This window comes from Microvirga sp. M2 (assembly GCF_047497095.1).
In the GTDB taxonomy this organism is placed as follows: domain Bacteria; phylum Pseudomonadota; class Alphaproteobacteria; order Rhizobiales; family Beijerinckiaceae; genus Microvirga.
Map to the genome: position 1 here is coordinate 3,068,774 of NZ_CP134063.1, position 19,137 is coordinate 3,087,910.

Here is a 19,137-nt window from a genome sequence, read left to right on the forward strand (position 1 = left end):
CCGGCACACGCGTTCCCCAAGCGGTTGATCCGCATGGGAAAATATCAGCGCATCTCGTCGGGTGCCGTGACGCCCAAGATTGCGAGGCCAGATGCGAGCACCCCCTTCAGGGCATGCACGAGCGCAAGCCTCGCTTTCGTTGAATCTTTATCAGTTAGATTAACAAAGCGTAATTGCGGCAAGTCTTTGCCCTTGTTCCATAAGCTATGGTAGGCGCTGGCGAGGTCGTAGAGGTAGAACGCCACCCGGTGCGGCTCATGAGCTTCGGCCGCCGCTTCCACCACACGCGGGAACTGGGCGATCCGGTGGATGAGATCCGTCTCCGCCTCGTCGCCGAGAACCGCGAGATCGGCCTTCTCCAGCTGGGTCGCCGAGAAGTCCTCCCCGGGGAAAGCCTCCGCCGCCTGACGGAAGACCGAGGCGCAGCGGGCATGGGCGTACTGCACGTAGAAGACCGGGTTGTCCTTGGACTGTTCGACCACCTTGGCGAGGTCGAAATCCAGGGTCGCGTCGTTCTTGCGGAAGATCATCATGAAGCGGGTCGCATCGCGGCCCACCTCGTCCACCACCTCACGCAGGGTCACGAAGTCGCCGGAGCGCTTCGACATCTTCACGGGCTCGCCGCCGCGCAGGAGCTTGACGAGCTGGCAGAGCTTGACGTCGAGCTCGCCCTGGTTGTCCGTGACGGCCCTCACGGCGGCCTGCATGCGCTTCACGTAGCCGCCGTGATCCGCGCCCCAGACGTCGATCATGGAAGCGAAGCCGCGCGCGAATTTGGAGCGGTGATAGGCGATGTCGGAAGCGAAGTAGGTGTAGGAACCGTCGGACTTCAGCAGCGGACGATCGACCTCGTCGCCGTAGGCCGTCGCCCGGAACAGGAGCTGCTCGCGGTCCTCCCAATCCTCGTCCTTCTGGCCCTTGGGAGGCGGCAGACGTCCCATATAGACGAGATCGCGCCCGCGCAGCTCCGTGATGAGCTCCTTCACCTGGTCTCCGTCGGGGCCGAGCTGCAGGGAGCGTTCGGAGAAGAATACGTCGTGATGGATGTTGAGCACCGCGAGATCGTCGCGGATCATGTCCATCATGGCGTTGATGGCCGCCTCGCGCACGAGCGGGAGCCACTCGGCCTCGGGCCTGTCGAGCAGTGCCGCCCCGTGTTCCTTCGCGAGACGCTCGCCGACGGGCTTGAGATAGTCGCCCGGATAGAGCCCCTCCGGGATCCCGCCGATATCCTGGCCGAGGGCCTCCTTGTAGCGGAGATAGGCCGAGCGGGCGAGCACGTCGACCTGCGCGCCCGCATCGTTGATGTAGTACTCGCGGGTCACCTTGTAGCCCGCGAAGTCGAGAAGCCCGGCGAGCGCATCGCCGAACACCGCGCCGCGGCAGTGCCCCACATGCATGGGACCGGTCGGGTTGGCGGAGACGTATTCCACGTTGACGGCGGTGCCGCCCCCCTGCCCGCTCCGGCCGAACCCGGCCGTATCCGCCACGGCGGCGCGCAGCACCTCGTGCATGACCTGCGGCGCGAGGCGGATATTGATGAAGCCGGGCCCCGCGATCTCCACCCGGGTGACGCGCGGATCGTCCTTGAGATCGGCCGCGATCAGCTCGGCGAGCGCGCGCGGGTTCATGCGCGCCTCCTTGGCGAGGACCATGGCGGCGTTGGTGGCGAGATCGCCGTGGGACGGATCGCGCGGCGGTTCGACCACGACGCGGCTCACATCGAGGCCCGATGGAATTTGGCCCTGGCCGGCCAGACGGCCGAGGGCGTCGGCGACCCGCTTCTCAAACAACCCGAAAATGTTCATGGCACTTCATCTCAATGGACGACTGGGCAGACCCAGCCGCGATACCGCTTCGGAAGCGGGTCGGCTTTCAAAAGGCTTCGCCGCGCCTAACGCAAGTCCGGCGTCACGTCAAACAAACGCCGGTGTTCCAGGATCGCATAACGGTCCGTCATGCCGGCGATGTAGTCGGCGACGCGGCGGGCGAGGCGGGGCTCGTCCTCCCGCGGCAGATCCGCCTGCCATTCCTCCGGCATCAGCTCAGGCTCGGCCTTGAAGCGGCGGAACAGGTCCCGCAGGACCTCGTCCGCCTGAGTGCGGACCCGCATCACCTCCGGGTGCCGGTACATATGGGCATAGAGAAAGCGCTTGATGGCGGCGTCCGACCGGCTCATCTCCCCGGAGAAGCAGACCATCGTCTCGTCCGCCCTGCGGATCTCCTCGGCGCTCTGGGGCGACAGCGCCGAAAGCCGCCGGTCCCCCTCCGCGACCACGTCCTCCACGAAGCGGGTGATGACCCGCCGGGTGAGCTCGTGGATGCGCCGGGACAGGTCGAGATTTGGCCAGCGCGCATCGATCTCGGCCAGGATCTCCTCGAGGAACGGCACCTCGCGCAGATCGTCGATCCTGAACAGGCCCGCCCTCAGGCCGTCGTCGATGTCGTGGGCGTCGTAGGCGATGTCGTCGGCGATCGCGGCGGCCTGGGCCTCGCCGCCGGCGAAGGTGGCAAGCTCCAGGTCCTGCACCGCGTTGTATTCCATGATCGCGAGCGGCACGCCCCGCGCCGCATAGCGCAGGGTCGGCTGGCCCTCGGCATCGAGCAGCGGGCCGTTGTGCTTCACGAGCCCTTCCAGGGTTTCCCAGGTCAGGTTGAGCCCGTCGTAATCCGGATAGCGGCGCTCCAGGCGGGTGACGACCCGAAGCGCCTGGGCATTGTGGTCGAAGCCCCCGAAACCGGCCATGCATTCTTCGAGCGTGTCCTCGCCCGTATGGCCGAAGGGCGTGTGGCCGAGATCATGTGACAAGGCCAGGGCCTCGGCCAGGTCCTCGTCGAGGCCGAGCGACCGGGCCAGGGCCCGGGCGATCTGGCTCACCTCGATGGTATGGGTCAGGCGCGTGCGGAAGTGGTCGCCCTCGTGGTAGACGAACACCTGCGTCTTGTGCTTGAGCCGCCGGAAGGCCGAGGAATGGATGATCCGGTCCCGGTCGCGCTGGAACTCGCTGCGGGTCGGAGAAACGGCCGTCGGGTAAAGCCGCCCACGGCTCGCCCACGGATCGCAGGCATAGGGGGCTCGCCATCTCTCGCCAAAGGGCCGCACGGATCATCCTCGGGTTGAAGCCTTGTCAGGGCGCACTTACCTTGTCTTGAGAGCATATCCAAGACCATGGTGATTTGCCGTTTTGGCAGCAAATCACCATGGGATATAGTGTACTCACGCATTTTCGGGCGGCGAACCGGTATCCGCTTTTCCTGAAAATGCTCTTATGTCCCTGTGAGGACCGGAAGTACGATGACTGGAATTTCCCTGACCGAGCGCGCCGCCCGCCGCATCAACGAGATCATGACCACCGAGCCGGAAGGCTCGATGCTGAGAATCAGCGTCAATGGAGGCGGCTGTTCGGGGTTCCAATACGCCTTCGACGTGGACCGGACCCGTCAGGACGACGACCTCCTCATCGAGAAGGACGGAGCCACGGTCGTGGTGGATGAAGTGTCCGTCCAGTACATGGACGGCTCAGTGATCGATTTCGTGGACGACCTGATCGGCCAGTCCTTCAAGATCGAGAACCCCCACGCCACGGCCTCCTGCGGCTGCGGAACCTCATTCTCCTTGTGAAACTTTGCTCCTTGTGAAACTCTGTCGCCCGAATTAGCCTTTCGCAAAGACAGTCCGGCCTGAAGGAACGAACCTTCAGGCTTTCGGCTTTTTGCGGGATCACGACAATGACGATTCTTCACCGCTCAGGCGTGTGCGCACTCGCCCTCATGGCGGGAACGGCGGCCATGCGATTCGAGCCGGCGGTCCTTCGCGACCTCGTCGCAGGCGGCGGCTCGCACGAGGTCTCCATCGGGGCCGTGAGGACCTCCCTGTGGAGCGCGGCCTTCGCCCAGACCCTCGACAGCTTCACCCTGGAGAACGTCCGCTTCAGCTGGGGCGGCGCGGATTATGAAGCGAAGCAGATGACGTTCACGGGCGTCTCGGTGCCGCGCAGCGACATCGAAAGCCTCTTCTCCGCCGGATCCGGCCCTCTCGCCGACAAACTCGCGCGGATAAACGCCAAGAAGGTGAGCATTCCCGAGCTGAGGATCACGCAGAAGCTCGGCCAGGACACGCAGATCTCGCTCCACCGGAACGTCTCCCTGAACGATATCGTGCAGGGCCGGATCGCCTCCGCGATGGTCGAGGCCAGCGCGATCGAAGGGACGGACAAGCAGGGCAAGAGCCTGATCAGCTACGGACGGATCTCCGTGAGCGATGTCGATATGCCCGCCTTCGTCAAACTCTACGACACGAAGGGCGCTTCCGGTCCGCTGACGAAAATCTACGGCGCCTTCTCCATCGAGAAGATCGACATGGCGGATGCGGGCGGCGACTACCACATCCAGGTTGCCCGCATCGGTGGTCGGGACATCATGGCCCGCCCGACGCAGGATTCCTGGAACGGCACGCTCGCCGCCATCGACGAGCTCGCTCAGAAGGACGAGACCACGCCCGAAGAGCGGACCCGTCTCATGCATATCGCCGCCGACCTTCTCAGCGCCTTCGACGCGGGCCTCGTGGAGGCCACCGGCATCACGTTCAAGGGCGACGGGAAGGACAACAAGGGAACGGGCTCCATCGCGCGCCTCGCCTATACCGGCGCAGCCGGTCAGCAACCCTCGGAAATGCGCATGGAGGGCATCGACGTCGGGGATGCGGACGGCCGCGTCAAGGTCGGCGCGATCAGCCTCTCGGGCTTCTCCCTTGCGCCGACCATCGAAGCGCTCAAGTCGCTCGACAGCCAATCGCTGACCGACCTCGACAGCGCCGCCCTGCGCAGCCTCGTTCCCACACTCGGAACATTGCGCATGACGGACCTCGACATCGATGCGTCAAGCGAGGACGGGGACAAGCCCGGCGAGCGGATCCGCGTCGTTCTGGGCCTCATGGAGCTCACGGCGGACAAGCCCGTCAACGGCATCCCGACGAATATCCGCTTCGAGCAGCGCAACGTCTCCACGACCCTTCCGGAGGACAGCGACGATGAACTCGTCCAGCAGCTTCAGGCGCTCGGCTACAAGTCCGTCGACGGCTCCCTGGTGATCGCCGCAAGCTGGAACGAGGCCGCGAAGGAGATCGCCATCACGGAGCTCTCCATGGACGGCAAGGACATGGGAAGCCTGCGCATGACCGGCCTCATGGGCAATGTCAGCCCGGATCTCTTCAGCACCGACGGAGCGACCGCCTCGGCCGCGCTGATCGGCGTCAAGGCGAAGGCCGCGCGCGTCACGATCGAGAACAAGGGGTTGTTCGAGCGCTATCTGGCCAATGCCGCGAAGGAGGAAGGCGCCTCGCCGGAGGCTCTGCGGAAGCTCTACGCAGGCGCCACGCCGCTCGTGCTCTCGAGCATGATCGGCAATTCGGAGCAGGCCCAGTCCCTGGGCAAGGCCATCGCGCGCTTCATCGAAAAGCCCGGCAGGCTGACCATCGATGCCGAGCCGAAGAACCCCTCGGGCTTCGGCGTGATGGACGTGGTGCTCACATCCGATCCGAAGGCACTGATGAACAAGCTCAAGATCACCGCGAAGGCGGAGTAGGACGAGGTCCAGGCAGAAAAACGGCCGCACCTGCTGCGGCCGTTTTCGATTCACATCGCCCGCTCGTCATCCCGGCGCAGGCGGAGATCCGTGACAACGGCAGTCAAAGAAAGCGCGCAACGGGCCCCGATGCGCTCTCTTCCGCCCCTCGGGGGATAGGGATCCCCGGCTCGCCTTCGGCACCCCGTGACGACGGGACTGCGCCGGACGGCCAGGCGGTGAAGGCGTGAACTAAATCAGCACCGGCTGATCCTGATCGGCGGCCTGCGCCTCGACGACCGCGATGGCCGTGAGGTTGACGATGCCGCGCGCGGTGACGGACGGCGTGAGGATGTGCGCGGGCTTCGCCGGGCCGATGAGAATGGGCCCCACCGGCAGCGAATCCGCCAGGATCTTCGTGAACTGGAAGGCGATATTGGCCGCGTCCAGGTTCGGCATGATCAGCACGTTCGCCTCGCCCGTCAGGCGCGATCCCGGGTTCACCCGGTCGCGGATCATCTGGGACAGAGCCGCGTCCGCCTGCATCTCGCCGTCGACCTCCAGGTCGGGAGCGCGCTCGTTGATGCGGGCCAGGGCTTCGCGCATCTTCACGGCCGAGCGCGTATCCGCCGCGCCGAAATCCGCATGCGAGAGCAGCGCGATCTTCGGCTCCAGGCCGAAGCGGCGCACATGGCTCGCGCAGGCGATCGTCATGTCGGCGATCTCCTCCGCGCTCGGATCGAACTGCACGTGCGTGTCCGCCAGGAAATACGCTCCCTTGGGCGTGATCACCAGCGACAGAGCCGCCATCTCGTGGACGCCCGGAGCAAGGCCGATGATGTCCTTGATGTGCTTCACGCGGGACTGGAAACGTCCCTCGAGGCCGCAGATCAGCGCATCCGCATCGCCGCGCCGCACGGCCAGCGCGCCGATGACGGTGGAATTGGTGCGCACCAGCGTCTTCGCGGCGTCCGGCGTGATGCCCTTGCGGCCCGCCGCCTCCACATAGGACGCCACGTAGTCGCGATAGCGCGGATCGTCTTCCGGGTTCACCAGCTCGAACTCGCGCCCGATGCTCATGGAGAGGCCGAAGCGCTTGATGCGCGTCTCCACCACGCTGGGGCGGCCGATCAGGATCGGCTTTGCCAGCCCCTCCTCGGCGATCACCTGCACGGCGCGCAGCACGCGCTCGTCCTCGCCCTCGGCATAGATCACGCGCTTCGGGTTCGACTTCGCCTTCGAGAACAGCGGCTTCATGATGAAGCCGGAGCGGAACACGAAGCGGCCGAGCGATTCCGTGTAGGCTTCCAGATCCTCAAGCGGGCGCGTGGCGACGCCCGTATCCATGGCGGCCTTCGCGACCGCCGGGGCGATGCGCAGGATCAGGCGCGGATCGAAGGGGCTCGGGATCAGGGACTTGCGCCCGAAGGGATGCGCCTCGCCGCCATAGGCCCGCGCGACCACTTCCGACGGTGCCTCCCGGGCGAGGCCTGCGATCGCCTGCACGGCGGCGGCCTTCATCTCCTCGTTGATGGTGGTGGCGCCCACGTCGAGCGCGCCGCGGAAGATGTAAGGGAAGCAAAGGACGTTGTTGACCTGATTCGGATAGTCGGAGCGTCCGGTGCAGATCATGGCGTCGGGGCGAACGGCCTCGGCCTCCTCCGGCATGATCTCGGGGTAGGGATTGGCGAGCGCCAGGATCAGCGGGTGCGGGGCCATCTCGGCCACCATCTCGGGCTTGAGAACCCCGCCGGCGGAAAGGCCCAGGAACACGTCCGCATTCGGGATCACGTCGGCGAGCGTGCGCAGGTCGGTCTTCTGCGCGTAGACCGACTTCCAGCGGTCCATGAGCTCGTTGCGGCCGTCATGGACCACGCCCTCGATGTCGGTGACCCAGATATTCTCGCGCTTGGCCCCCAGCGACACGAGCAGGTTGAGGCAGGCGAGCGCGGCGGCGCCGGCGCCGGAGGTGACGATCTTCACCTCCCCGATGTCCTTGCCCGCGAGCTCCAGGGCATTGGTGACGGCGGCGCCGACGATGATGGCGGTGCCGTGCTGGTCGTCATGGAAGACCGGAATGCCCATGCGGCTCTTGAGCTGCTCCTCCACCTCGAAGCACTCGGGAGCCTTGATGTCTTCGAGATTGATGCCGCCGAAGGTGGGCTCCAGCGCCGCGATCACTTCGACGAGCTTGTCCACGCGCTTCTCGTCAACCTCGATGTCGAACACGTCGATGCCGGAGAATTTCTTGAACAGGACCGCCTTGCCCTCCATGACGGGCTTGGAGGCGAGCGGACCGATATCCCCCAGGCCCAGCACGGCGGTGCCATTGGAGATCACGGCCACGAGGTTCTGGCGGGAGGTCAGGTTGGCGGCCTCGGCCGGATCGGCCGCGATGGCCTGACAGGGTGCGGCCACGCCCGGAGAATAGGCCAAAGCCAGGTCGCGCTGGTTGCCGAGGGGCTTGGTCGGCTGGATCTCGAGCTTACCGGGGCGCGGATGCTGGTGGTAGAACATCGCCCCCGATTTCAAATCCTGCGAGATGTTCTCCGGCATCGCCAACGCTCCTTACACAAGCCGTTTAACCTGAAAGGTCCTTGTGCGCGCCCTTGCTCTTTGCGTCAACGCTCTTCTCTCGGGGCGAGGCGGAAACCCGGATGCGGGCATGACGGGTCTGCCCGGAACGCAAGGCGCCCGGCCTCGATCCGGGGATCGGCCCCGGGATCCACGCCTTCGACGCCCTGCGGTTTGGAAAGGCGTGGATGGCCGGGACAAGCCCGGCCATGACGCGGGAAGGAAGCGCTCCCGCCTCCCTCATCGGCATCCCGGCCTTGGCGCATCGTCGCCCAAAGACGCGAATGGCCGCAGCGAGTGCGGCCATGACGCGGTGATCGGGTCTCGCGCTTTCCCGACGAGGCGCCTTATTTCTCCGGCAGGTTCGTCCGGATGTGCAGTTCGCGCAGCTGCTTGGGTGTCGCCTCGGAAGGCGCGCCGAGCAGGAGGTCCTCCGCCTTCTGGTTCATCGGGAAGAGCGTGATCTCGCGCAGGTTGTGCGCCCCGCAGAGCAGCATCACGATGCGGTCCACGCCCGCCGCCATGCCGCCGTGGGGCGGTGCGCCGTACTGGAAGGCGCGGTACATGCCGCCGAAGCGCTCCATCACTTCCTTCTCGCCGTAGCCGGCGATCTCGAAGGCCTTCACCATCCGGTCGGGGCGGTGGTTGCGGATGCTTCCCGAGGCCATCTCGTAGCCGTTGCAGACCATGTCGTACTGGAAGGCCGTGATCTTGAGGATCTTGTCCTTGTCCGACGGGTCGAGCGCCATGAACTCGTCGTGGCCCATATCGGCCATGGAGAACGGGTTGTGGGAGAAGTCGATCTTCTTCTCGTCCTCGTTCCACTCGTATTGCGGGAAATCGACGATCCAGCAGAAGGCGAACTGGTCCTTGTTGCCCAAGCCCAGCTCGTCGCCGATGCGCACGCGCGCCTTGCCGGCGAGAGAAGCGGCCTTGTCCTCGGTGCCGGCCGAGAAGAACACGGCATCGCCCGGCTGGATGCCGGCCTTCTCGCGGATCGCCGCCTGGGCGGCTTCCGGGATGAATTTGGCGATCGGACCTTTGCCGATGATCTGGCCGCCCTCCTCCTCGAACACGATATAGCCGAGGCCGGGCGCGCCCTCCGAGCGGGCCCAGTCGTTGAGCTTGTCGAAGAAGGAGCGCGGCTGCGAAGCGGCGCCCGTGGCCGGGATGGCGCGCACGACGCCGCCGGACTTGATGACGTTCTTGAACGCGTTGAAGGTCACGTCCTCGCGCTCGAACACCTCCGACACGTCGGCGATCACGAGCGGATTGCGCAGATCCGGCTTGTCGGAGCCGTATTTCAGCATCGCCTCGAAATACGGGATCCGCGGGAACACGTCCGTGACGGGCTTGCCGTCGGCGAATTCCTTGAAGGTGTCGCGGATCACCGGCTCCATGGTCTGGAAGACGTCTTCCTGGGTGATGAAGCTCATCTCCACGTCGAGCTGGTAGAATTCGCCCGGCAGACGGTCGGCGCGCGGGTCCTCGTCGCGGAAGCAGGGCGCGATCTGGAAGTACCGGTCGAAGCCGGAGATCATGATCAGCTGCTTGAACTGCTGCGGGGCCTGCGGCAGCGCGTAGAACTTGCCGGGATGGATGCGCGAGGGCACCAGGAAGTCGCGCGCGCCCTCGGGCGAGGAGGCCGTCAGGATCGGCGTCGTGAACTCGAAGAAGCCGCCGGACTTCATGCGGGTGCGCAGGCTGTCGATGATCGCGCCGCGCTTCATGATGTTGTTGTGCAGCTTCTCGCGGCGAAGATCGAGATACCGGTACTTGAGCCGGGTCTCCTCCGGGTAGTCCTGGTCGCCGAAGACCGGCATCGGCAGCTCGTCCGACGGGCCCAGCACCTCCATGTCGGTGATGTAGACCTCGATCATGCCGGTGGGCAGCTCCGGGTTCTCGGTGCCGGCCGGGCGCTTGCGGACCTTGCCGTCGACGCGGATCACCCATTCCGAACGGGCGGTTTCGGCCATCTTGAAGGCCGGGGAATCCGGATCGATCACGCACTGCGTCATGCCGTAATGGTCGCGCAGATCGATGAACAGCACGCCGCCGTGGTCGCGGATACGGTGGCACCAGCCGGAAAGGCGGGCCGCCTGGCCGACATCGGATTCGCGGAGCGCGCCGCAAGTGTGGGAACGGTAACGGTGCATGGAGGCGGACATGGGAAAAAGCCTGCTGGTTCGGAATTACGCGCAACATCCATGGGAGGCCCGGGAAGTCAAGGACGAACGACAGGATTGTGCTCCGAGGCAATCTGTAACAAAGTTCCTCAGCCGGAAGCATGGCCGAAGTCCCTGATGTCCCACTCAAAGCCCAAGCTGCTCGTTTTCCCTGGAATCGATGGCGATCCCGAGTTGCGCCGAGGCCTGCCGGAAGCCCTGGAAGGCCGAGTGGAGGCTCAAATCTTCGCTCTGCCGGATGATACAAGCCTGGGCTACGAGGCTCTGGCCGAACATTTTTCCGCGCTCCTGCCCGACGGGCCGGTCGTCTTGGCGGGCGAGTCTTTCAGCGGTCCTCTGGTGGCCATGATCGCCGAGAAGCGTCCTGACAAGGTCAAAGGGATCGTCTTCATCGCGTCGTTTCCCAAGCTCACCTACCTGCGGGCAGCCAAGCCTCTCCTGCCCTTAATTCCTCTCCGCGCCATTCCCTATGATCTGCTGGGCTGGCTCATGATGGGCAACAAGGGCTCCAGCGATGTCCCTCGCCGGATGCGAGCGGCTTTGAAGCAGCTCCCTTCAAGGCTTGCCAAACATAGGGTCACGTTGGCCCTTGACGGGGACGTGAGCAAGATCATCAGCCGTCTCCCCCAGCCGATCCTGATCATTCATGGCACCAAGGACAGACTTCTTCCACGGGGGCACATCAGTCGTTTTCTGAGCCTTCGCCCAGATGCCCAGGTGGTCCTGCTCGACGGCTATCATATGATCCTCGAAACCCATCCAGGGCCCGTTGCGAGGGCGATTGAAGCCTTCGTGGAGTGCCTTTCCGCCCCTCGGCCCATCTGATTTCTCCAAGCCTGAAGCACCGCCCGATTTTCACCCTCAAACCCTTATTTTTCAAGGCTTTTGCCTTGAAGAACAAAGCGTGAATTACCATATCCATCCCATGGCGATGACTCATGCGACAACCCTGCTCAAACATGGGCCGAACGCTCCGATCGAGGAGCGGATCGAGGGGAACTGGCACGTCTATCCCTTCGACGGCGCCCTCGAGATCGATTATGTCGACCAGGCCGGCAACGCGACCCGGCGCTGGGTGATCGCACGCGAGCTGAAAGTGGGCCCCGGCAAGATGCTGCTCGGCGGCATCGACATGTCCGACGACGGCTATCGCGGCTTCCGGGTGGATCGGATCGAACGTCTCGAGGACGCCGAGACGGGGTTCGTGGTCGACCGGAATATCCTTGACTGGCTCATGAAGCGGGCCGAAAAGCAGTCAAAAGAGCGGAGGAAAGCCCTTCGGCGCGCCTAACGAGGGGTCGCCTGCACAATCAGGTTCCGCTAAAAGACTTTGCCATGAATTTGATCACGACCACCGCGGCGCTCTCCGACGCCTGCTCCCGCCTGAGCCAGCATCCGTTCGTCACCGTCGACACGGAGTTCCTGCGCGAGACCACTTATTATCCGAGGCTGTGCCTGATCCAGATGGCCGGCCCCGACCCGTCCGATGCCTATCTCATCGACCCGCTGGCCGAGGGGATCAGCCTCGAACCGTTCATGGCGCTGATGTCCGACAAGGCCGTCATGAAGGTGTTCCACTCCGCCCGGCAGGATCTGGAGATCGTCTGGAACCTGGGCGGCATCGTGCCCGAGCCGCTGTTCGACACCCAGGTCGCCGCGATGGTCTGCGGCTACGGCGACTCGGTTTCCTACGAGCAGCTGGTGAACGATCTCGCCAAGGCCAAGATCGACAAGTCCTCCCGCTTCACGGACTGGTCGCGCCGCCCCCTCACCGATGCGCAGCTCACCTACGCCCTCTCGGACGTCACCCATCTGGTGAAGGTCTATGAGGCGCTGATGGCCCAGCTTCAGAAGAACGGCCGCCTCGACTGGCTCACCGAGGAAATGTCCATCCTCACCTCGCCCGAGACCTACCAGGCCGACCCCGACAACGCCTGGCGCCGCCTCGCCGGCCGCCTGCGCAAACCGAAGGAGGTGGCCGTCCTCATGGAGGTGGCCGCCTGGCGCGAGCGCGAGGCGCAGGGGCGCGACGTGCCGCGCGGGCGCATTCTCAAGGACGATGCGATGATCGACATCGCGACCTCCGCCCCCCGCAGCGTCGAGGCGCTGGGAAGGCTGCGTTCCATCCCCAACGGCTTCGAGCGGTCCCGGACCGGCGCCGATATCCTGGAAGCGGTCGAGCGCGGCGTCGCCCGCGACCCCGCGACGGTGCCGATGCCCGAGCGCAGCCGCGGGCGAGGCAACACGGGCGCCGTCGTGGATCTGCTGAAGGTCCTGCTCAAGGCCGTGGCCGAGCAGGAGGGTGTCGCCCCCAAGATCATCGCCACCGTCGAGGAACTCGAGGCCATCGCCGAGAACGATACGGCGGACGTGCCCTCCCTGCACGGCTGGCGCCGCGCCCTGTTCGGCGAACAGGCGCTCGCCCTCAAGAACGGCAGACTCGGCCTCGTGCTCGAGCGTGGGCGGGTGAAGATGCGGGCCCTTCAAAGCGCGTAAGGCAGCCTCCCTCCAGCGTCGGCGGCGCTGGCCCGGGCATGGGCGCGTTCCCCCTCACAGGGGCCGCTCCACCGCTTGATGGCCCGGGTGTTTCCTCATGGAAATGGCCCCACGGGGCGGCCGGAGTTACTACGGGATTTCCGTATTTTCCCGTTGAATTAGTGCGGGAATTCCGTACTATATTTTCGTGAACGCACCGAGCGAATTCGAATGGGACGACGCCAAAGCCGAGAGCAATCTCGCCAAGCACGGCGTTCCATTCGAATATGCAATTCAGGTGTTCCTTGATGAAACCTGCATCTGCTTCGATGCCTCCCGCCTTGAGCAGGGCGAATTCCGCAACAAGGCAGTCGGCATGGTCGACGGCAGGCTCTTTGTTTTCGTCTTCACCATGCGCGGCACGACTTGCCGGATCATCTCGGCCCGCCGCGCCAACGCCTTAGAGGAGAAGCGTTATGGCTCGTAAAACCCTGACCGATCTAAGGGCGAACCCTCGCAAGCTGACCCCTGAAGAGAGCGCCCGTCTCGGGGCCCTGACGGACGAGGAGATGACCCGTGCCGCGGAGAACGACCCGGACAATCCGCCTCTGACGAGCAAAGAACTTGACCGCCTGACAGGGGCCCAAGCCGTCCGTCGCGTTCGAGAGCGGACCAGGCTGACGCAGCGCGAATTCGCCGAGCGTTACTGTTTCAATCTCGGACGGCTCCGGGATCTGGAGCAGGGCCGCACTGAACCGGACTCCGCTCTCAGGGCCTATTTGAAGGTCATCGAACAGGAGCCGACACTTGTGGAGCGCATCGTCAGCACCACTTGACGTTGCGCGATGCTCCGTTCCGAGCCCGGCCCCCCAAGGTCGCGCGGGTCACCATCACGATCCCTGAGAACGCCCTTCAGAAAATTGACAACTATGCGGAGAGCCATGGCTATTCCCGCGCGGGTTTCCTGACCCTCGCGGCCAAGAAAGTCATGGCGGAAGCTGTATAGACCAAGGCGGGGAGGGTCGGCACTGACACCTTAGGGAGCTTAGCCCTTCATCTCGACACCTGGTCGAATCGTGATAAAGTTTCACCGCTCGATAGGAGGGGCTCTTGGTGCTTGATCGGGTGCGGATTTTGCTGAAGGCTCGACTTAAAAGGCATCTGAGCTTTCAAGACCTGCTTGTATTTAGCGCGGGCCTCATTTCCAAACCGATAGGGTATGAAAAGTTAACAGAGACCATCACATCTAAGTGGTCAGATGGCACTACCTTGCTTGATCACTGGCGATCTGGCTTTCAACAGCGTCTTGAAAGAATTGCACAAGAAGAGACATGGATCCTTCAGCGTCAGCGATGTGTTCTCTATATGCTCCAAGAATCTGAATGGCTGGCCATCTATGCAGCCGCCAATCCTAAAAACGATATCCCGCTTCTTGCTGACGCATGGTCACATTACGTCCGAGATACTTGGCCTGACAGGTCCCAAGAACACCTACCCTTACTGCTTGTCCAGAGGTGGATTCACGCCCTTCTGACTTTGGGAAATCTTGGTGAAGTCGCCGCCCAATTATTTAAGATCGACACCCATAAGAGGCTTGAAATCGATCTATATTACGCCTTTTACGAAGATGTTATTGGCATTGATGTGAACATACGGTCCTTAATACTCAAAATTCCTCAGGAAAATTATGAACAAGCCTTCAAAACGGCTAAATCAAAAGCATTGGATATAGATCCCCTGCTAGCTGAGACACGAAAATATCTTGCTGATACTTCAGACAGAATCGTGAACGACACCTTTGACATCTATGAATTTAAAGACAAGGCAGATCATTTTGATGCGCGGCGCAAGGCAATCGCCGAAGAATTTACTTCTGCTCCTCTAGAAATGACAACCGCTGGACGAGCCGGATAAGTGATCCGCCTGCCCCTCTCTTTCGTTAATTTCTGCACCGCAGGGATGATCCTGTATCCATGGGAGATGAATTGGCTCATCGGGCAGGCGAAGGCCAATCTATCGCCCATCCAACACGATTGGTTTACAGTCGCATGGATTGGCGGCTGTCTTCTTATCGCGGGGTTATGGGATCTGTCTGACGCACGTAAGCGGCGGCGAGTGTCGTTTCCAAGAAGGCTGTTCAGCCTTTGCCTGGGAGGCATGTGCTTCAGGGCGAAGTTAGAACGGAAAACGCGAATGGCCGGGACTGATCCCCGGATCAAGTCCGGGGACGGCCATGACGAAGGATAAGTCCCATTCCTCCGGATACGGCAGCCTACCGTCCGAAGATTCCCTTGAAGAACTGGGCCATCTTGTTGTGCTTCTTCTTGCGGTCCACGTCCGCCTGGCTCTTCACCCAGGCGATCTGGACCACCCGGCGCTCGCCCACGAACGGGAGATGGCCGTGCCAGGAATTGTCCGAGCGCAGAAATGCGAACATGGTGCCCATCATCGGCGGCACTTCGAGCTTGTAGGGCTCGAAGTTCTGGCCGTCGTAGAGCACCCGCAGGCGTCCACCCTCGTCCTGCTGCCATGCGTCGTTCATGTAGACGAGCATGGTCATGACCTTCGACGGCCCGTCCGTGTGGATCGAGCCGTATTTGGGCTGCGACTTCTTCATGATCGTCGTCAGGCGCGGGTACGGGTGCAGGTCGACGCCGAATTTCTTCGACAGGGCCTCGGTCAGCTCAGGGCCTTCGAGCTCCTCGATCAGCGCCTTGAAGCGGCCATGGAGATTGACCTCGTCGACAGTGAGGTAGCCGGGCTTGCTGATCTCGGGAAAATCGCGCCGGAGATCGTCGATCGCGTCCTGTTTCAAGAACTCGGACGCCAGAAGATGATCGTAAGGGTCGCGCGAATGTTGTGCATTCTGCACGGCCGACAGATTGATGAGGCTCATTGCCGTTCCCGCCAAATTCTGCTCCGCTCTTGTGATGAGCGGCGGAATTTCTTTAACCCAAGTTAAAGGGTTGTGCAAAGCAGCCGGAAAACGCAAGCCCCGTCAGCCGCACAAGAGCCTTTTTCGGCGAAATGGATCCGGTTCGCCGTCAATCATGCGGCACGCGAAAGAAGAGAGCCGTTTCCAAGAAAAGGGGTAGCAGTTCTAATTGCGTTCCCATCCGATCCTGGAGGCGCCGAACTTGCCAACTTACCGTTGAGGCACTCGTAGTCGGTATCTCTGCCGCACCGCTGAACGATTCCGCTTTCAATTGCTAGAAACCGCGTAATTCCCCAGAAATGCCCCCTCAAGATACTCAGGTCATCAAGAGGGGATCGCATGAGTTCCCGCTGCTCGGGATCAAAGGGCTCCATCGGGCTTGGCTGATCGCTCGCTTCATAGGACCGACACCAAAGTTACGCAACTTACACCAGACAGCAATCACCGATAGAGTGGGCTTGTTCTCGAAACACCGGGATTTCAGGTATTTCCGCGACAACTTGGCAAGCGAGTGGCCATTCTTGTGCACCCACCTCTCGCGAGGGCACCATTGGTCATCTTCATATCGATCAGCGGTTGTCTCCCCATGGTGTGACCTATCATTCCAGCAAGACTCACCTCCACGTGATGCCGATATCCACATTCCGGCGACCTAATTCATATCTAGGCCCGCCGATCACGCGCACGAAAGTATCAACACATAGGTGCGCTAATCCAAGGCCAAGTTACTTAGCCCTTGCGATCAGTTTGTTTACGAAATAACGTAACGAATAAACCTGGGATTTGCCTATCACGGGAACGCAAACTGGCGGCGATCGATTAAGGTGAGTATTGCCATGGCAACAATTCCAAACTCTAAGTCACACTCACACAAAAATGACAATTTACCAAAGAAAGATCACGTAGTTAGAAGCCAGTTGCTAAGCGGAGCCCTAACTTCGTACGATACCCGGCAATTTGAGAAGACACCTATATCTATTGATGAATATACGACCATAGTACTTGTTAAGCCTGACCGAAGTGCTGAGCATTCTATATCACGATTTATACCTAACCTATATCACGGCACTTGGCGAATTAAGCATTACCTAGAAAAGCGCCACAATATTAAGACAGCCGTTGTAGATTTTAACATTCATAGCAGAGAGGAAGTATATTCCCTGCTGAAAACATATCAGCCGCCCCTGATTGGTTATCCCTTTTTTTATGACACTCTTGAGCAGGACCTGTCCAATGTTTGGGCGCTGAAAAATGCATGCCCTAATAGCTTTATTGTGACGGGCGGGATTGAAGCAACGGCTCGCTACCGAGAGTATATAGAGAAGCTTCCCATCCATGGCCTCCTCCGTGGCGAAGGCGAGTTCCCGCTGATCGAACTGATCAAGGTCATCCGTGCCGCCTCTCAGCCGAGTTCCGACGACATTATAGATAACTCGAAACACATCGGAGGCTGGTTATTCAAGAAAAGCGACGGGACTGTCGTCGTCAATCCCCCCGCCATTCCCTTGAACTCAGAACAGTACTCAGAGGTGTTCTCAACCTATGAAATGGATGTGAAGGACTATCAGCCTTACTGGAGATATATCAACGACAACTATGACGATGAATTGCTCCAGATCCTCGATCTTAGCCCGAAGATGATCAGGCTGATTACGTCAAACTATTGCCCTTATGGCTGCTCGTTCTGCATCAGCACAAACTTTCTCAAACTCGCGTCAGACGAGAAAAAAGTGCGAGTCGTCGGCGCATCGGCACAAGAGTTGGTCGAGAAATGTGTGAAGATTTTAGCAACCGACCCAGAGATCTTCATTTACTTTGACGACGAGAACTTCCTCGCCATGCCTCAGCGCGCCAAGCAGTTTTGCGAGGCGATCATCGAACACGGAATCGACGGCCACTTTGGATGTCGCGCAACGGCACAAATGATCACCGATGACATTTGTGCATTGATGTACAAAGCCGGATTCAAGGTCGTGGCCTTCGGTGCTGAGTCATGGTACGGAGATAGCTTAAAGGATTTCAACAAGCGCTTGGAGAACGACCGATCCGACATCGCGATTAGAAATATTTTGAACAACAACATGAAATGTTCGTTCAACATCATTCTTTTCGCCCCCAAGATTACTCGGGACGGCCTAATCTACACGTGCGACAAGATCCTGAAGTACGTCGGCCTCGAATGCAATGTTGGTATTACCACATTTATCGCCCCTTATCCTGGTACGCACTATTTCGATAACGATCAATACGTGATCGTCCCCGGAGAGATTACCGTACCGGGGACCGGGCAGGTCCTATCTTATCCACAAGCTGTCCTTCCCAGCGATGAATATCTACGCGACGTCGCCCACCGCGCTCAAACGCGAGGCGCAGAGATTCTTTCGTTCTGGAAAAGTGAATTCCAATGGAAGCACCTCATCATGCCGCGAGAAGTATCGTGTCTCGCTCTCATCTATGCGGTCTACCTTGAACTCGGCGTAGCGTCTCAGAATGATCGCGAAAATCAGATCATGCAGATCGTAGCCAGCATATTGGGCAACCAGCGAAACAACTTTGTCCGCGTCGGACGACCGTAAGCGGTGTTCTCGCCGCACCTTACATTCGCATGTGTGAGCAGCGAGACTGACGATCTTGGATTGAGGATCGTTTTGTGCCGATGGTTGACCATATGCTTGAGCCGCCGCGGCCGGTGCGGCGCCTGGAAGTGATCACCGGAGCCAGTGGACGCCGGCGCTGGTCAGCCGATGAGAAGGCGCGGATCCTGGAGGAAGCCATGGCGCCGGGCGCGGTGGTGTCCGAGGTGGCCCGCCGAAACGGGATAGCGCCGCAGCACCTGTTCACCTGGCGCCGTCAGGCCAAGTGCGCGGCGGACGATCATCCTCTCGCCTTTACCCCGGTTATTGTCGCCCCTGACGGGCCGCAGCCCACCCCGGCAGCCTGCCGGGAGGCGGTGATCGAGATTGTTGTGGCGGGCACTGTCATTCGCATCCCTCCGGGGGCCGATGGCGCAACGCTGGCTATGGTCCTGCAAGCGCTCAAGAGCCTGCGATGATCGGGCCGAGCGGGACTGTCCGCGTCCTGGTGGCCACCAAGCCCGTCGACTTCCGCAAAGGGGCGGATGGCCTCGCTGCGCTCGTGCGCGACACCATGGGGGCCGATCCGTTCTCCGGGACGGTTTATGTCTTCCGCGCCAAACGCACGGATCGCGTCAAACTGGTGTTCTGGGATGGCACCGGCGTGGTTCTCGTCGCGAAGCGATTGGAGGATGGTGAGTTCCGCTGGCCCAAGCTGCAGGATGGTGCCCTTCACCTGTCAGCCGCCGAGCTCTCCGCTCTGCTCGAGGGTCTGGACTGGCGCCGCGTGCATGCGCCACGACCGACCTCTGTGCCTGTGGAGCCCAGCTGA

At 61.7% G+C, this 19,137-nt stretch carries 17 protein-coding genes; 12 read left to right on the forward strand and 5 right to left on the reverse strand.

Going from position 1 to position 19,137, the window contains the following annotated elements:
- Positions 1 to 44: 44 nt before the first annotated feature.
- Together argS and RE429_RS14575 are read right to left on the reverse strand one after the other, a co-directional pair.
- Positions 45 to 1,808 (reverse strand): arginine--tRNA ligase, encoded by a 1,764-nt coding sequence (gene argS, locus RE429_RS14570; RefSeq protein ID WP_414471457.1) that lies wholly within the window; start codon positions 1,806 to 1,808, stop codon positions 45 to 47.
- Positions 1,809 to 1,894: 86 nt separating this feature from the next.
- The gene (locus RE429_RS14575) at positions 1,895 to 3,103 is read right to left on the reverse strand and encodes a deoxyguanosinetriphosphate triphosphohydrolase (protein ID WP_414471458.1); all 1,209 of its coding nucleotides are present in this window, start codon (positions 3,101 to 3,103) and stop codon (positions 1,895 to 1,897) included.
- Positions 3,104 to 3,295: 192 nt separating this feature from the next.
- Between RE429_RS14575 and erpA the strand changes: the two genes are divergently transcribed.
- Both erpA and RE429_RS14585 read left to right on the forward strand, forming a co-directional pair.
- The gene (gene erpA / locus RE429_RS14580; RefSeq protein ID WP_414471459.1) at positions 3,296 to 3,622 is read left to right on the forward strand and encodes an iron-sulfur cluster insertion protein ErpA; all 327 of its coding nucleotides are present in this window, start codon (positions 3,296 to 3,298) and stop codon (positions 3,620 to 3,622) included.
- Between the two features lie 107 nt (positions 3,623 to 3,729).
- Complete coding sequence (locus RE429_RS14585; RefSeq protein WP_414471460.1) at positions 3,730 to 5,583, forward strand: hypothetical protein; 1,854 nt, start codon at positions 3,730 to 3,732, stop codon at positions 5,581 to 5,583.
- A gap of 231 nt (positions 5,584 to 5,814) precedes the next feature.
- Here the strand turns inward: RE429_RS14585 and RE429_RS14590 are convergent, their stop codons facing one another.
- Both RE429_RS14590 and aspS read right to left on the reverse strand, forming a co-directional pair.
- Entirely contained in the window at positions 5,815 to 8,118 is a 2,304-nt protein-coding gene (locus tag RE429_RS14590; protein WP_414471461.1) for an NADP-dependent malic enzyme, read from the reverse strand.
- A 365-nt stretch (positions 8,119 to 8,483) separates the two neighbouring features.
- Positions 8,484 to 10,292 (reverse strand): aspartate--tRNA ligase, encoded by a 1,809-nt coding sequence (gene aspS, locus RE429_RS14595; RefSeq protein ID WP_414474211.1) that lies wholly within the window; start codon positions 10,290 to 10,292, stop codon positions 8,484 to 8,486.
- 147 nt (positions 10,293 to 10,439) lie between these two features.
- On the opposite strand from aspS, the gene RE429_RS14600 reads away from it, so the two are divergent.
- From RE429_RS14600 to RE429_RS14630, 7 genes are all read left to right on the forward strand, one after another.
- Positions 10,440 to 11,147 (forward strand): alpha/beta fold hydrolase, encoded by a 708-nt coding sequence (locus tag RE429_RS14600; protein ID WP_414471462.1) that lies wholly within the window; start codon positions 10,440 to 10,442, stop codon positions 11,145 to 11,147.
- A gap of 79 nt (positions 11,148 to 11,226) precedes the next feature.
- Positions 11,227 to 11,613, forward strand: a complete 387-nt coding sequence (locus tag RE429_RS14605; protein ID WP_414471463.1) for a hypothetical protein — start codon at positions 11,227 to 11,229, stop codon at positions 11,611 to 11,613.
- Positions 11,614 to 11,657: 44 nt separating this feature from the next.
- Positions 11,658 to 12,818 (forward strand): ribonuclease D, encoded by a 1,161-nt coding sequence (gene rnd, locus RE429_RS14610; RefSeq protein WP_414471464.1) that lies wholly within the window; start codon positions 11,658 to 11,660, stop codon positions 12,816 to 12,818.
- Between the two features lie 187 nt (positions 12,819 to 13,005).
- Positions 13,006 to 13,284 (forward strand): BrnT family toxin, encoded by a 279-nt coding sequence (locus RE429_RS14615; RefSeq protein WP_414471465.1) that lies wholly within the window; start codon positions 13,006 to 13,008, stop codon positions 13,282 to 13,284.
- Positions 13,274 to 13,633 (forward strand): helix-turn-helix domain-containing protein, encoded by a 360-nt coding sequence (locus RE429_RS14620; RefSeq protein ID WP_414471466.1) that lies wholly within the window; start codon positions 13,274 to 13,276, stop codon positions 13,631 to 13,633. Before RE429_RS14615 ends, RE429_RS14620 begins: the two co-directional genes overlap by 11 nt.
- The gene (locus tag RE429_RS14625) at positions 13,630 to 13,803 is read left to right on the forward strand and encodes a type II toxin-antitoxin system HicB family antitoxin (RefSeq protein ID WP_414471467.1); all 174 of its coding nucleotides are present in this window, start codon (positions 13,630 to 13,632) and stop codon (positions 13,801 to 13,803) included. The genes RE429_RS14620 and RE429_RS14625 overlap by 4 nt, the downstream gene beginning before the upstream one ends.
- 107 nt (positions 13,804 to 13,910) lie before the next feature.
- Positions 13,911 to 14,711 carry a hypothetical protein gene (locus RE429_RS14630; RefSeq protein WP_414471468.1) on the forward strand — a complete coding sequence of 267 codons (801 nt, stop codon included), beginning with the start codon at positions 13,911 to 13,913 and terminating at the stop codon, positions 14,709 to 14,711.
- Between the two features lie 358 nt (positions 14,712 to 15,069).
- Here the strand turns inward: RE429_RS14630 and RE429_RS14635 are convergent, their stop codons facing one another.
- Positions 15,070 to 15,693 (reverse strand): 2OG-Fe(II) oxygenase, encoded by a 624-nt coding sequence (locus RE429_RS14635; RefSeq protein WP_414471469.1) that lies wholly within the window; start codon positions 15,691 to 15,693, stop codon positions 15,070 to 15,072.
- 875 nt (positions 15,694 to 16,568) lie between these two features.
- Between RE429_RS14635 and RE429_RS14640 the strand changes: the two genes are divergently transcribed.
- The 3 genes from RE429_RS14640 (at position 16,569) to tnpB (ending at position 19,137) form a co-directional block, all read left to right on the forward strand.
- Complete coding sequence (locus tag RE429_RS14640; RefSeq protein ID WP_414471470.1) at positions 16,569 to 18,308, forward strand: B12-binding domain-containing radical SAM protein; 1,740 nt, start codon at positions 16,569 to 16,571, stop codon at positions 18,306 to 18,308.
- Between the two features lie 80 nt (positions 18,309 to 18,388).
- On the forward strand, positions 18,389 to 18,784 hold the full coding sequence (tnpA, locus tag RE429_RS14645) for an IS66-like element accessory protein TnpA (RefSeq protein ID WP_414471471.1): 396 nt from the start codon (positions 18,389 to 18,391) through the stop codon (positions 18,782 to 18,784).
- Positions 18,781 to 19,137, forward strand: coding sequence for an IS66 family insertion sequence element accessory protein TnpB (tnpB, locus tag RE429_RS14650; protein WP_414471472.1), 357 nt, complete (start codon positions 18,781 to 18,783; stop codon positions 19,135 to 19,137). Before tnpA ends, tnpB begins: the two co-directional genes overlap by 4 nt.